General features: G+C 44.0%; 13 protein-coding genes and 1 pseudogene. 8 read left to right on the forward strand and 6 right to left on the reverse strand.

Annotated elements, in window-relative coordinates; genetic code table 11:
- Positions 1–32 precede the first annotated feature (32 nt).
- Positions 33–1558, reverse strand: a pseudogene (locus tag KKZ03_RS20155) (IS3 family transposase).
- Between the two features lie 195 nt (positions 1559–1753).
- Between KKZ03_RS20155 and KKZ03_RS20160 the strand changes: the two are divergent.
- The 5 genes from KKZ03_RS20160 to KKZ03_RS20180 all read left to right on the forward strand — a co-directional run bounded on the left by KKZ03_RS20160 (position 1754) and on the right by KKZ03_RS20180 (position 7138).
- Positions 1754–3532: a bifunctional diguanylate cyclase/phosphodiesterase gene (locus KKZ03_RS20160; RefSeq protein WP_243218534.1), complete on the forward strand. Its 1779-nt coding sequence runs from the start codon at positions 1754–1756 to the stop codon at positions 3530–3532.
- A gap of 160 nt (positions 3533–3692) precedes the next feature.
- On the forward strand, positions 3693–4115 hold the full coding sequence (locus KKZ03_RS20165) for a hypothetical protein (RefSeq protein ID WP_243218535.1): 423 nt from the start codon (positions 3693–3695) through the stop codon (positions 4113–4115).
- 201 nt (positions 4116–4316) lie between these two features.
- The gene (locus KKZ03_RS20170; RefSeq protein WP_243218536.1) at positions 4317–4607 is read left to right on the forward strand and encodes a DUF1778 domain-containing protein; all 291 of its coding nucleotides are present in this window, start codon (positions 4317–4319) and stop codon (positions 4605–4607) included.
- Positions 4600–5112 carry a GNAT family N-acetyltransferase gene (locus KKZ03_RS20175; protein ID WP_243218537.1) on the forward strand — a complete coding sequence of 171 codons (513 nt, stop codon included), beginning with the start codon at positions 4600–4602 and terminating at the stop codon, positions 5110–5112. The genes KKZ03_RS20170 and KKZ03_RS20175 overlap by 8 nt, the downstream gene beginning before the upstream one ends.
- A gap of 949 nt (positions 5113–6061) precedes the next feature.
- Positions 6062–7138: a calcium:proton antiporter gene (locus KKZ03_RS20180; protein WP_243218538.1), complete on the forward strand. Its 1077-nt coding sequence runs from the start codon at positions 6062–6064 to the stop codon at positions 7136–7138.
- Here the strand turns inward: KKZ03_RS20180 and KKZ03_RS20185 are convergent.
- Positions 7107–7256, reverse strand: coding sequence for a hypothetical protein (locus tag KKZ03_RS20185; protein ID WP_243218539.1), 150 nt, complete (start codon positions 7254–7256; stop codon positions 7107–7109). The two genes, KKZ03_RS20180 and KKZ03_RS20185, sit on opposite strands and share 32 nt — an antisense overlap.
- Positions 7257–7456: 200 nt before the next feature.
- Between KKZ03_RS20185 and KKZ03_RS20190 the strand changes: the two genes are divergently transcribed.
- Positions 7457–8041, forward strand: coding sequence for a YkgJ family cysteine cluster protein (locus tag KKZ03_RS20190; RefSeq protein WP_243218540.1), 585 nt, complete (start codon positions 7457–7459; stop codon positions 8039–8041).
- A gap of 241 nt (positions 8042–8282) precedes the next feature.
- On the opposite strand, the gene KKZ03_RS20195 is transcribed toward KKZ03_RS20190, so the two are convergent.
- The 4 genes from KKZ03_RS20195 to KKZ03_RS20210 form a co-directional block, all read right to left on the reverse strand.
- The gene (locus KKZ03_RS20195) at positions 8283–9221 is read right to left on the reverse strand and encodes a hypothetical protein (RefSeq protein ID WP_243218541.1); all 939 of its coding nucleotides are present in this window, start codon (positions 9219–9221) and stop codon (positions 8283–8285) included.
- Positions 9222–9427: 206 nt separating this feature from the next.
- A complete protein-coding gene (locus KKZ03_RS20200) occupies positions 9428–9793 on the reverse strand; it encodes a hypothetical protein (protein ID WP_243218542.1) in 366 nt (121 codons plus the stop codon).
- 1 nt (position 9794) lies between these two features.
- The gene (locus KKZ03_RS20205; RefSeq protein WP_243218543.1) at positions 9795–10103 is read right to left on the reverse strand and encodes a hypothetical protein; all 309 of its coding nucleotides are present in this window, start codon (positions 10101–10103) and stop codon (positions 9795–9797) included.
- A 1280-nt stretch (positions 10104–11383) separates the two neighbouring features.
- Entirely contained in the window at positions 11384–11830 is a 447-nt protein-coding gene (locus KKZ03_RS20210) for a hypothetical protein (protein WP_243218544.1), read from the reverse strand.
- A 163-nt stretch (positions 11831–11993) separates the two neighbouring features.
- Here KKZ03_RS20210 and KKZ03_RS20215 point away from each other — a divergent pair, with 163 nt between their 5' ends.
- The gene (locus KKZ03_RS20215) at positions 11994–12212 is read left to right on the forward strand and encodes a hypothetical protein (RefSeq protein WP_243218545.1); all 219 of its coding nucleotides are present in this window, start codon (positions 11994–11996) and stop codon (positions 12210–12212) included.
- A 25-nt stretch (positions 12213–12237) separates the two neighbouring features.
- Positions 12238–13305: a replication protein gene (locus KKZ03_RS20220; RefSeq protein WP_243218546.1), complete on the forward strand. Its 1068-nt coding sequence runs from the start codon at positions 12238–12240 to the stop codon at positions 13303–13305.
- Positions 13306–13326: the final 21 nt, after the last annotated feature.

A 13326-nucleotide genomic window follows, 5' to 3' on the forward strand; every position in this document is an offset into this window, starting at 1 on the left:
AAATAATCACTTCCTTGGTAGCATTTTTTTGTTTAGACCTTGTCTGGGTTAAGGTGGGCTGTCTGGATTTTTTCCCAATTACGGGAACTTCCAGTCCAGCGTTGCGGATGTTTAGCACGTGCTGCTTCGTAGACGACTTTACGGTTATCCAGAAGCTTGTCGTCCAAGCCTTCATGGCGTTGCGCTGGAGTAATAAACCGAATAGCGCTGTGACGATGCTCATGGTTGTACCATTCCACTAAGCTTGTGACCCACTGACGCGCTTCCGTAACATCGGCGAACGGCTTTAGCGGATAGTTAGGACGATATTTCAAGGTCTTAAACAACGATTCTGAGTACGGATTATCGTTGCTAACCGATGGCCGACTAAACGAAGGCATGACACCCAGTTGTTGCAAGGTCGCCAGCATAGTCGATCCCTTCATCGGACTGCCGTTGTCAGAATGCAGGATAAGCTGTTCTGCCTGTATCCCTTCACGATGACAGAGATCACGTAACAATTCGCCAGCCAAGGCGCTGTTTTCTTCTTCATACACCTGCCAACCGACGATCTTTCGGCTGAAAATATCAACAAATAGATACAGATAGAAAAACTGTCCACGGATCAGTGATGGCAGATAAGTAATGTCCCAACTGTACAGTTGATTAGGTGCTGTAGCACATGCCGCGCGTGGCTTTGTTCGTGTTTGAGCCGGACGTTCGCTACGCCGATGGGTAAGCTGTTTTTCCTCGCGCAGGATGCGATAGAAGGTCGACTCAGACGCCAGATAGCTACCTTGGTCGGCCAGTCGTGGCACGATCTGACTCGGTGGCAGATGACCAAATTCATCTGAATTAGCGACGATCAGCACCTCGGCACGCTCGATTGCTGTTAGTTTGTGTGGCGGTTGATAGTCACGCAAGGGGCGTTGATCGCAGTGAATCGTCTCACCTGTCTGCCAGCGTTGTAAGGTACGCTCACTAAGTCCTAATACTTCACAGGCTTTAGCTTGACGTGCTCCCGCAGTTACTGATTCATTAAGTAAAGCAATCACTTGTTCGCGCTCTTCGTGGCCAGTCATTCGACCTCTCCCCCCAAGAGCGCCCGGAACTTTTTTTGCAGTACCAACAGCGCTGCGGCTTCTGCTAAGGCTTTGTCTTTACGCAATAAATTGCGCTCAAGGCTTTGGACTTCTTCTTTCAATATACGCAGGACCCGCGCTTCTTCACGCTTGTCTACTAAGTCATCCTGGCGGCAGAAATCAGCTTTCCATTGTTCCAACTGATGAATAAAAACGCCGCGTTCACGACACCAGGCATTTAAGTCTTCACCGATCAAATTATAGGTTTTTTGTAAAGCAGTAAAGCGTTCTTCAGAGCTCCAATCTTCGGGACGCTTTGATTTTAGCGGTGCAAGTTTGACGTCCTGTTCCTTCTGTTTCATCCAAGCCTTCAAGGTTGTTAAATGGATATTCAATTCGTTTGCGACGGACTGAACTGATTGGTCATTACTACGATTGTATACTTTTACCAGGGCCTGCTCTCTGAAGCCTACTGAATACCTTTTATATTTTTTCATTTCTACTCTCAAATTTTATTTTTTCTTAAAAGTTGAGGCGACAACTATTCTGACGCAGGGGGGAACCCACGCGTTCTTAGTTCAGGCCGTCAAGGCAACGACTTCTACACTGAGCTGTGGAACAGTTTAGCTGAGAAAAGCCATTGGTATGGCGAAGTCTGGAACCGGCGCAAAAACGGTGAAGTGTATGCCGTAATGGAAACCATCAGCGTGGTACACGATGTTCAAGGTAAAGCCAGTCATTACATCGCTATGATCTCCGATATCACCCTGCTCAAGGAGCACCAAAGTGAGTTGGAGCACATCGCTCACTACGATGCGCTGACCAGCCTGCCCAACCGTGTTCTGTTGGCCGACCGCCTGCGTCAGGGAATGCTTCAAACCAAGCGCCAGAAGCACGCACTGGCCGTGGTATTTATTGATCTGGATGGCTTCAAGGCCATTAACGATAACTACGGGCATAAAGCTGGCGACCAGTTGCTGATTGCAGCGGCTGAGAACATGCAGCAAGTCCTGCGTGAGAGCGATACTCTCGCCCGAATAGGCGGTGACGAGTTTGTCGCCGTGCTGCTGGATCAGCCCACTATGGCTGGTTGCGTGTCCTTACTTAACCGCCTGCTTGCGGCCGCGGCCAGACCGGTGCAGTTTGGCAAGCTCAGTCTCCAGGTTTCAGCCAGTATGGGGATAAGTTTCTACCCGCAGGAAGAAGTCATTGATGCGGAGCAACTGCTCCGCCAGGCCGACCAGTCCATGTATCAGGCCAAGCAAGCCGGCAAGAATTGTTACCACTTTTTTAACGTCGAGCTTGACCGGAACCTCCGTGGCCGTTACGAGAGTCTGGGGCGTATTCGTCGCGCTCTCGATGACGGCGAATTCGTGCTGTTTTATCAGCCCAAGGTGAACATGCGTACCGGTGCCATCATCGGTGCCGAAGCCTTAATTCGCTGGCAACACCCGGAAAGAAACCTGCTCCTGCCAGGCGAATTTCTGCCGGTGATTGAGGATCATCCGCTGGCCGTTGATATAGGCGAATGGGTGATCGACACAGCACTTGCCCAGATGGAAGTTTGGCAAGCTGCCGGACTGAACATACCGGTCAGTGTCAATGTGGGTGCACGCCAATTGCAGCAAGTAAACTTCGTCGAATACTTGAAGGAGACGTTGGCAGCGCACCCCGACATCAATCCAGGCAATTTGCAATTGGAGGTGCTCGAAACCAGTGCACTGGAACTGGTCGGTGCTACTCAGGTCATCAAAGCGTGCCGGGAGCTTGGCCTGATGTTTGCTCTGGATGACTTTGGCACGGGCTATTCCTCGTTGACTTATTTAAAACGCCTGCCCGTTACCGAGATTAAGATTGACCAAAGCTTCGTGCGCAATATGCTCGACGATCCCGATGACCTATCTATTCTTGAGGGCGTACTCGGCTTGGCCAACGCTTTTCGCCTCCAGACTATCGCCGAAGGGGTGGAGCAGATTGAACACGGCACCGTACTGTTGCAAATCGGCTGTGATCTGGCACAGGGCTACGGCATTGCCCGCCCTATGCCCGCACACCTGTTGCCCGGTTGGTCGGCAGCCTGGCGTCCTGATCCAGCCTGGACCGAGTCGCCTTCTTACAGCCACGACGTATTGCCGCTGATTTTTACCGGCGTTGAGCACAGAGCGTGGGGGATAGCCATCAGAAGTTACCTCAAGGGCGAGTCTGAAGCCTCGCCATCCCAAAATAACCTTTCGTTCTGTCGCTTTTGTCGCTTGCTGGAAACCAATATGTTGAGCCGCTTTAGTTCGCAACCCGCTTTTGAGGCTATTGGGCCCTTGCACCTACAAATGCATGCCTTGGAAAAAGAACTCTGTGAGCTTCATGATTCTGGCCGCACCCATCAAGCCTTGGCGAAGCTAAAAGCATTCTATGATCTACGGGATGTCTTTCAGGAAAAATTGAAGGAATTGGTACAAAAATACCAGCAATAGCTGGAAAAAGTTGAGGCTATCCACTTAACCCCGGACAGCTTAATGAGGACATAGAAGTCAGAGTAAAAGACAAAGGTCTCGGGATTCCTGAAGATCAGCCGCAGCAGATCGCTATTTTAACCTTATCAAGGCCAAATTCTATATCGACTATTTAGGAAAGATGTCTATTGTAAAGACCAACCTAAAAACAGGACGGATCGCAAAGGTGCTGTTGTTTAGTGATGACCTGACACTGGCCAGTGAAAAATTGATCAGCTACTACGCTTTGCGGTTTCAAATCGAGTTTAACTTCCGCGATGCCAAGCAATATTGGGGGTTGGAAGATTTTATGAATGTCAAAGAAACGCAAGTCAATAATGCGGCTAACTTCTCCTTGTTCATGGTCACTTTTTCACCGCTTTTATCGGCAAAAATAGAGGGAACCAACAAGGGCAGTATGCTGGATTTAAAAACCATCTTCAGAGCCCGAAAATACACGCAGCGGATTATTAATTCGTTGGACAAAAATGATGACACATTTTTAATCGACGACCGTATCTTCCAAGCCGCAGAAATTGGCAGGATTCATACAAGAGCGGCTTAAATTTTGACGAAGGTATTGAGCTATAGATACTGTGTAAATTCATTTGACAATAGGGGGGTAATTAACCCCAATAGGCGTTAGGTGTTCGGCGACAATTACCCTGTTAGGTCGGCAACAACTATTTTGATTTGTTTTTGTGTTGACAATCGCAACACATTAAGTTAATTTTGCATAAACAATCTATTTAACAGATACAAGCCGATGAAAACGCAACACGCTACTGCCGAAGTAAACATCCACTTGCGTGCTCGTGCACATGATAAATTGCTTATTGACCAAGCAGTCGAATTGCTTGGTTTAAACCGCTCACAATTCATGATGGCATCCGCACTGAAAGAGGCTAAGAACGTAATTCTTGATCAAACCTCAATTTATGTTGACAACCAAGCATTTCAAAAAATCTTGGACTTGCTAGACACGCCCGCACCACAAGAACAAATTGATGGCATGAAGCGTTTGATTACAACCAAATCTCCATGGTCGCATGAGTGAAAATAAAAGGTTTTGCTCACCTGCTTATCTAACCGCAAGGCACGATTTAGAAGACTTCCAATCAGGCGAGGAAGCGTTAGATAGCTGGTTACGAGATCGAGCACTTGATAATATGGCGACGGGAGCAAGCAGAACCTATGTCATTTGTCCATCGGGTTCGCTTAAGGTTATAGGATACTTCGCTATTTGCATGGGCCAGATTCTTAATCAGGACGTTACTGGCTCTATGCGCCGGAATATGCCCCGACAAATTCCGGCGGTCATTCTTGGACGCTTAGCCATCAATAAAAAATGGCAAGGCGAAGGCTTAGGCAAAGCCTTGCTGAATGATGCTGTTCAAAGGTCTGCCCGTGCTGCTCAGGAAGTATCTGCTCGCCTTCTGATCGTTCACGCCATTTCCGCCCAAGCAGAAGCCTTCTATTTGCATCACGGTTTTATCCGCCTTCCAATTGAAACGCCTACTTACGCCATCGACCTCATCAAGTTTGCCAGTCTCTCAGAATGAGGGGCCTAAGCCCAGAGACTAAATACGGGTGCCCTCATCTATTAATTTATTGACAATTTACTTACTTTGATAAGTTGACGGGTAATTTAACGCTTTTTAGCTAAAAAAAGACGTAAAAAACTATCTTTCTAGACTGTCCAGAAAATGTCCGTTAAATGGACACTATTGGTAGCCGCAAAATAGAAACCTTGTAACTAGCAGTACAAATAGGTTGTCGCGAAAATTAGAATTTGTACGGTACATCCCAAACGGTTAGCTGACATCGACTTTGAAAAATGGCAGTGGAGACAGGGGCAGATCAGATATTTTTTGGTGGTCTATCGGCTTAACGTAATACCACGCGGAAAACACTTGTTTTCCGTTACCTAAAAAGTATGGTTCTGACTGCCTTCCCCGGTTTTGCATGCTCTCTAGCGTTGTCATAGAGGCCACTTCAAAAAACGGACAACACCGTACGCTAAGACCGGCCGCTACTGCCGGAAATTACTGGTGCCCGACCTGCACGCTCTTTCCGGCAATCGTTCTGGTTAGCTGACATTTAACATGATAAAATATTAACCTTTGAATAGATCAATTCAAACCTGACTGAGGACGGCCTCGGTTTAGCATTACATCAAAGGGACGGCCCTACAATTCTAGCGGAGTCCAGAATGACCGACTTTCTTGCCCTCGTCCGTGCGCTTACACACCAGCTTCCCGACCAGCCCCGATTCCTAACTGCTCGTGGTACCCCGCCATACTGCATTGAGGCAGGCACAATAACCATCCATGTCATCACCAGCCTGACCAAGCTGGTCAAGCGGAAAGGCAGGACAAGTCGCGTTCTCCCCTTTGCAATTGCCCACGTAAATGGGAGAGAAAGCCAATAAAACATCCTGGACTGCAGCAAATCATTCCGCCAATAACATGGCTAAGACTAATCGGGTCGTGGCTGATCGTAGGGATTTTTATGCTTTTTGGCGCGGACTGGCTTGGCGAATCACTGAACACAATGATTGCTGCCGGCGTCTTTATCGTGCTCTTTATTACTATCCTGACTGCGTCATTTGGCGTTGTGCGCGAAGCCGACCACTTGGCTTATCAACTGGGCGAGCCCTATGGAACACTGATTCTTACGCTGGCGATCGTTTCTATAGAAGTAATCCTGATTGCATCAGTGCTGCTTGGCCCCGGAGAATTTCCGACCATCGGGCGGGATTCAATTTTCGCCGTGATGATGATCATCCTGAATCTGGTGATAGGCATCTGCTTGATTGCCGGTTCGGCTCGTCATGGCGACCAGGAGTTTAATGCCCAAGGTGCGGTCACCTACCTCTCAATGATTGTCCTTCTCACCAGCATCGCCCTGGTGCTACCCAATTACACAAGCATCGCAGGAGAGTTTTCAGCGAAGCAGGCGATTGGCATCTCGGCACTGACCGGACTATTGTACGGAATTTTCCTGTGGATGCAGATGCGCAGTCATCGACGGTACTTCGTCCAGCCGCCGCAAGGATCGATGACAATCAAGACTATTAGTCCCTCACAGACAGAGCAGGATCCCAGCATTACTACATCCGACTCACACTCTACGTGCACCCTCGTAATTCGCTCTTGCGTTTTGCTGGCCCTGATTTTCCCGGTTGTTCTACTTGCTCACTACCTCGCTATTGTCACGAACTATGGCATTACCGCCACCGGCGCACCTATTGCCGTGGGCGGGGTTCTCATCGCCATCATCGTATTTACGCCAGAGTCGATTACAGCGTTCAAAGCCGCTATGAACAATGAGACGCAGCGGGCCATCAATCTCTGTCTGGGTGCCTTCGTGTCCACCGTTGGACTCACCGTTCCGGCGGTTCTAGTCATTGGTTTGATCACAGGGAAACAGGTAATCATGGGAATCACCAATACGGAGATCGTGCTTTTCATCACCACCATAGCCTTGAGCATGCTGACCTTCAATGGGCAGCGCACGTCACCAATTCAAGGGTTCATCCACCTCACCCTGTTTGCTATATTTGGTCTGCTGCTGTTCTATCCATGAATCGGCTGCGCCTATCCAAGGTATAGTCAGGTAAGTCGTACTTACGTTGATAGATATTGAGCTCCAATACTGTCATTAACAGGGCGGCTGCCTCATCATCAACAGTTTCTGGTTGCATGTTGTTGCTCAACAAATCCTTTACCGAAAATTAATGACCACTTTAAATTAGTTCCAGAATTTGCTCTATGGATCTACACCAATAATCGTGCTGTTAGTCATTGTAAAATTAGTTGTTCGGCGACAATTACCGGACAATTAGTATTTAACACCGGGGTTGCTTCGTTAATGACAAACCCCATTTAAGACACTTTTCTTTTTATGCCACAAACTCAAAACAAAGACATTTCAGATAACAAGATAAACACTCTCGCTGAAATTCATACCGATATTGATACTCGCGTAAAGGCTATCCGAGACGGTCATTCTGATTGGCTATGCGGTCTGGGTTGCGACGGTTGTTGCCACCGACTTTCCGAAATACCATTACTCACTGAGCCGGAATGGGATTTACTAAAAGAAGGGCTGTCGGCTCTGCCTTCGGAGCAACTTCGGGAAATCGGTCAGAACATCGCGGCATTGACCGAGCAGACATCGCGTCCTATTATCTGCCCGATGCTGGATCGGTCGGCAGGAGCCTGTCGGGTTTATGCTCACCGCCCGGTAGCTTGTCGTACCTATGGCTTCTACGTCCAACGTGACAAAGGGCTTTACTGCAAGGACATCGAAACACGCGTGGCAAACGGCGACTGGGCTGAAGTAGTGTGGGGCAATCAAGATGCCATCGACCACCGTCTTAGCGGCCTGGGTGATACCCGTGAATTGACCGAGTGGTTTATACGCTCACCCGATCAATTTACAAGGAAAATTGATGCGAAAAAAAATGAATTCCTTGCCCCAAGTTGAACACTTGAAGTAAAAATTCATTTCCACCGATGCGTTAGGTTTTAGCTGTTCAAATTCGACCAGAATCAGTGTTTAAATTAATGAGAATACGCAGCTCGCCCAACCCATCTTCTGGTGTTAATCCAGTGACTTGCTCGCTAAATTTTCCGTGATTGTTTTTGCACTAGTGCAGCCTCAGAAACAACGGCTTTACCCTCAGCGCTATAGCTGATGCTCTTCGTCTCGCCGGATTCGGGCAGTTTTACAAAATCTGCCCGCTCATGGGTGATGTATTGCCCTTTCCCGATTTGTTGATACACCGTTGTTTTATCTGATTTTTAGATAAGGTGTTGTCAACTATATAACTTTCAATTAATTCTATGATTACATCAGATATCCCTTTTTGTAACAAAAAATATTTTATTGCAGGCCAACAACCGATTGCTGAAAATAGCTCCAATTTATCAATCGCTGCGTTTATAGCACTAGAAAAGTCATTTATTTCTGGTGATGTATTTAGAAAAATATTCTTGATATTTCCTTTATTCTGTAAGATGAACATTAAGTAAAATTCATTGAATTCAATTCTACAATATTCATCCTGAATAAAATTAGCCGCTTTCCAAACAAATAAAGACTCATTATTATCCCAAATAGAGGTATATATTTCGTTGTCTTCTGATTGCATGCAGTATAAAGAATATTCGAACACGCCTGTTTTTTCGGATTCTTCCTTTTGTGCTATCAAGTAAATGTTATCAAAATTAAATTTATTTGATTTATATAATGAATCGGCCAATTTTTCACTAACATTCTCTAGTTTCAATAATGCCTTATCAAAATTTTCAAGCGCATAGGTGAAAAAATCAATTTTTTCTTTTTTTGGTTCATTTGATATTTCTTCTAACTCTATTAAATCTAAGCTATCTATTAATTTATTAAGTTCTTCTTGATCTGCAATCGCCTTTTTTTGACGGTCAATTATCTTTTTTTGACGGTCAATTACCATCTGTTCTACTGTATTATTTTTATCTTCAAAAATAGTAACTACTCTTTCAATTAAGTTGTCGTCTAGTATTTCATTACGACCTACATTGAAACCAATTTTTTTAATTTCATTGATGACTTGATACACTGCAAAATTAAATTTAGCAGCAATATCGACTGCTGTTCTTAATTGTTCGCCTTCGTTAACACTCATCTAATGGACTCCTTCATAATTAAATTTCAATACAATGTTAAAAAGCGTGCAAAATTTGCTAGTTTTGTGAGAAAAGAGCGTCAAAATTAAACAATAGACTTAGCTATGCTGCTGCTTTTAAAATACTCAATGCTCTACTTCACTGAAAAGCGGGAGCTGAAAGTGGCAAATATTGGAAGCTGTTTAACAGTTGGGTCTTGATTCATTTACAGACTCGCCCGGATTGTCTGAATAATCCTTCCAATGCCTGATATGCATTGATCAAGGAACCATAGTAGCTCTTCATCAATTTCCGTAAGCGAAATGTAATACGAAACATACTCTCCAACCCCATCTTCTGGATATTCAGAAAGCAGCATCAACGGAGATCTTACGAAGCTAGTTCCATCTGATTTCTCGAGGCGCATGACGGTAATGCCATCCTCCGCACGCTCAAGAATGGTGCGCAGACCTTCCCTGGATGAGACAGCAAGATTCTCGTGTTTGCTCTGATTACAAAGAGTCGCAAAATCAGAAATCCAGCCATTTTTCGGCGATGAAAATGGTTGGAAGGATGCAAAAGTGTCGATCAATTCAGGATGCAGGATGATTGATTGCCACGCCCGGCATTAATTGTCCAAACCGACCTTTGAAGTCCTTAGACGCAAATGTCTTGCCAACAATGGGAAAATAAACAGGCTTGTTGCTCAGCGGAGAAGTACGTTCCACCACGTCGCGGGCTGTATAATCTAAACATGATCGCAGGTGATCGAATATTTCCTTGACGATAATTTTCAACTCTAGCTGCACTTCCCCGGCTAGCAGTGAAGCCTCATAGGAATCACCATGATCTCCGATCTCACTTCGATGGAATTGCGCTCTAGCCAATAGAGCGTCTGCCATATCAATCCTGCAAGTCATAATGGTCGTACTTAAACCCCCAAAGTAACATATACGACATTAAGTGCCCAATAATCCGATGCATTTGTCGTATAACTCCAGTTGTTTGTGTTTAAGCAATTGATTTAATAGCTATCCTTAGATTCAACACCATAAGTTGTGAGAATAAATACGACATTCAAGCGAAAATCAAGAAGAACTATATCTTCTATGAAAACCAGATTTTAGGCAATAAATTCAGAAATGCTCTTCGGTTTCTATTAGTTTCTCTTGTGATGGTCTGCAATGCAATACTGACCTGCCAATCAAAAAGCTACCCGATAAGGCAGTTATGGGTAGGGGCGTTGGACTTACTTTAATATAGCTGATTTGAATGGTAGCTATCCGGAATTAATTCCAGCACGAAACGAATAGTTACAATCGGCCACTATATGTATGTAAAACCTAACTATGAACTCACGGTTCGCCCATTTTTAAAGGCAGTTCGAAAGATTGGTATTATTTGTTGCATAAAAAAGACAAAATCACCCGCTTTAAATTTTAAATATCATTTTTTTAGATACAAGACATGAAGTTTCTGACATCAAATCATCGCCAAGCGATAATTTTTTATAAAAACTTCTGAAAACACTATATGTAGTGTTTTTAAATCCTGCGAACCACTAAAAAAAATGAGCGAACCGAGAGATATTATTTATATGGAGCTAATGACGAAAATCCAACAGTGATCCACTAAAGAAAGCCACCTCAATTTAGAATAAACATATCGTGCTTTAAATTGTATTAAGCCCAATATATAAAGGATATAACACTTATAATAAAAGTAACTAATTGCATTTTAGCTTTTCTAACAACTTAGCCAACTAACTTTCTCTATTTACATAGCCTCATGCGTAAAACGACATAAAGAAGTAGCCGAATAAAACCTACTTTTTTGCACCTGAATTGCTGGCAAATGTTGCGGTGATTTATTTACTCAACAAATATAATTTTTTGGTAGTTATATTGAGTAAATGCGGTTACAAACTGGTTACATTTTAGAATTGTCAAAATTTTAAGCAATAAAAAAGGCCTTCGATTTCTCGTAAGGCCTTAATTTTATTGGTGGGGTGTCGGGGGTTCGAACCCCGGACCTATGGATTAAGAGACATCTACTTACTTAACAAGAGCTTAAAAATCAATTACTTGCAAGGCTTGCCCGGCCATTATCCAGTTCATACATACCCTGCCCTACGTGGGTTGTCTCATGTAGTAGTCACAGATCTACTACATGATTCCAGGCATTAACCCTGTTTGTTTACCAAAAAGGCTACCGTGCCTTTGGGATGTTTTTTACGGATTTGTTTTTTTGTAGAATCCACAAACGCTTGAGCGGTGTCACTAAGTACGGCCCTTTGGTCAGAGGGTAAGTTTTGCCATAAACGCGCAAATTCAATTGCTTCATCAGTTAAGTCCTCCCTGTCATTGGCCGCACCAGTCAATTCCTCATGGTTATCGTCTGTTTCGCCATATAACTCAGGATGCACATTATCAAGCCAACCTTTAGGCTTATTAAATGCAGTTTCTATTTCGCACGCGATCTTGTTACCAATATTTTTTATTGGGCTTTTACCGATCAAACTACTAATTTGTGATTGTGATTTACCGGTCTTTTCAGCAAAAGAATTAATGCCACCGACAGCAGTCGATAGATGCCGCGCATTTTTTCTTCTAATTTCTGTTATATCCATTATATCCATTTGTCCATTGTACATTAATTATTACCTTTAAGGGAATATCTGCAAAAGCGTAGAGCACTAAATTTTATTTACAATATTACTTTTTTGGTGATAATATCGCTGTATAAATTATTATCTTTATGGTAATATATGGCTTGTTTTATTAGGGGCTATTATGTTTAAAGAATATTTTTTAGGGTTGACAAAAGAGGCGCGTGAAGACTACGCAAGCCGTGCGGGTACAACTGCATATTATATTCACACACACTTAATCAATCGGTACAAAATTCCACGCAAAAAGTTGTTACAAGGCTTGGCCGAAGCGAGTAAGGGGGCAATTACAGAAGAAGAACTTATTAAGTTCTTTTATCAGGGGAAAAAAGTAGCAGCATAATAAGCCATAAAGTCTATTTTTAACCATGTCAAATCCACAAACCGAAAACGGATACACCCGTATAGTAAACGAACTTCTTGAAGCACTTTATCGCTTTGAATTTAGTAAATGTGAATATCAGATCATATTGGCCATTATACGAAAAACTTACGGATATCATAAAAAAGCAGACAGCATAGGCAATACACAATTAGCACAAATGACCGGTATTGAACGAAGTAATGTTGCGCGAACAATAAGATCCTTAATTGAAAAAAATATCCTGCTCCGTAACACTGACACATACACGCATACAGTCGGGATTAATAAACATTATGACGAATGGAATTTAATGGAAAAAAGCAGTAGCCAGAGCAAAAAATCAAAAAAAACTGTGGTCACTGGTGACCACAGTCTACAAGAAAGTATGGTCATCAGTGACCACAGTTTACCGGTAAGTATGATCATGGATGACCACACTTTAAAGACAAATACAGGTATAAATAATCCGGTTTTTGAGCAAAGTGTGGTCAAAAATGGGGATTTTTCAGAACAAAGTGTAGTCACCGGTGACACACCAAGTGTGGTCAAATTTAAGCGTTTTATTGCTAAAAGTGTGGTCACCCGTGACACATACAAAAGAAAAGTAAAAGAAAGTGAAAGAAAGACCACCACGACTACAGCTTTTGTTAATAACACCGCGCAAAAGAAAAACAGCAGTGGTGGTAGTGATGATTTTTCTGTGTCAGGAAAAAGCCAATTACCAGAAAACATAACGGAAGTATTGGTTTTTCCACGGCAATTAAGCGCTATTGAGCAGCAGGCCGCACGGCAACTTTTAGTTCCGTGCGGCGCACAAGCACAGGATGTATTGGATGTGTTGGCGGCAGCAATCGGGGCCGGTAGAGTGCAAACATCACCGCTTGCCTTGCTTGGAGGTTTGGTGCGGCGTTTAAATTCCGGTGCTTTCGACTCAACACCCGGGCTTAAAATAAAAATTGAACGGGAAAAAGTAAACAGATCACAGCAACCGGCAAAACCAAAAGCACCGATAGACAGAGAAAAAAACAAGCAAAATTTGGCAGCTTTCAGGCGTAATACGCAACTACGCTAAACAAAATCAGGGTTAACAAGA

It is taken from the genome of Methylobacter sp. S3L5C, assembly GCF_022788635.1.
Lineage (GTDB): Bacteria > Pseudomonadota > Gammaproteobacteria > Methylococcales > Methylomonadaceae > Methylobacter_C.

What these genes read in the sequence shown, in the direction of transcription:
- KKZ03_RS20160 (WP_243218534.1), top strand. Translation starts at nt 1,754, where the DNA reads ATGGAAACCATCAGCGTGGTACACGATGTTCAAGGTAAAGCCAGTCAT.
- KKZ03_RS20165 (WP_243218535.1), top strand. Translation starts at nt 3,693, where the DNA reads ATGTCTATTGTAAAGACCAACCTAAAAACAGGACGGATCGCAAAGGTG.
- KKZ03_RS20170 (WP_243218536.1), top strand. Translation starts at nt 4,317, where the DNA reads ATGAAAACGCAACACGCTACTGCCGAAGTAAACATCCACTTGCGTGCT.
- KKZ03_RS20175 (WP_243218537.1), top strand. Translation starts at nt 4,600, where the DNA reads ATGAGTGAAAATAAAAGGTTTTGCTCACCTGCTTATCTAACCGCAAGG.
- KKZ03_RS20180 (WP_243218538.1), top strand. Translation starts at nt 6,062, where the DNA reads ATGCTTTTTGGCGCGGACTGGCTTGGCGAATCACTGAACACAATGATT.
- KKZ03_RS20185 (WP_243218539.1), bottom strand. Translation starts at nt 7,256, where the DNA reads ATGCAACCAGAAACTGTTGATGATGAGGCAGCCGCCCTGTTAATGACA.
- KKZ03_RS20190 (WP_243218540.1), top strand. Translation starts at nt 7,457, where the DNA reads ATGCCACAAACTCAAAACAAAGACATTTCAGATAACAAGATAAACACT.
- KKZ03_RS20195 (WP_243218541.1), bottom strand. Translation starts at nt 9,221, where the DNA reads ATGAGTGTTAACGAAGGCGAACAATTAAGAACAGCAGTCGATATTGCT.
- KKZ03_RS20205 (WP_243218543.1), bottom strand. Translation starts at nt 10,103, where the DNA reads ATGGCAGACGCTCTATTGGCTAGAGCGCAATTCCATCGAAGTGAGATC.
- KKZ03_RS20210 (WP_243218544.1), bottom strand. Translation starts at nt 11,830, where the DNA reads ATGGATATAACAGAAATTAGAAGAAAAAATGCGCGGCATCTATCGACT.
- KKZ03_RS20215 (WP_243218545.1), top strand. Translation starts at nt 11,994, where the DNA reads ATGTTTAAAGAATATTTTTTAGGGTTGACAAAAGAGGCGCGTGAAGAC.
- KKZ03_RS20220 (WP_243218546.1), top strand. Translation starts at nt 12,238, where the DNA reads ATGTCAAATCCACAAACCGAAAACGGATACACCCGTATAGTAAACGAA.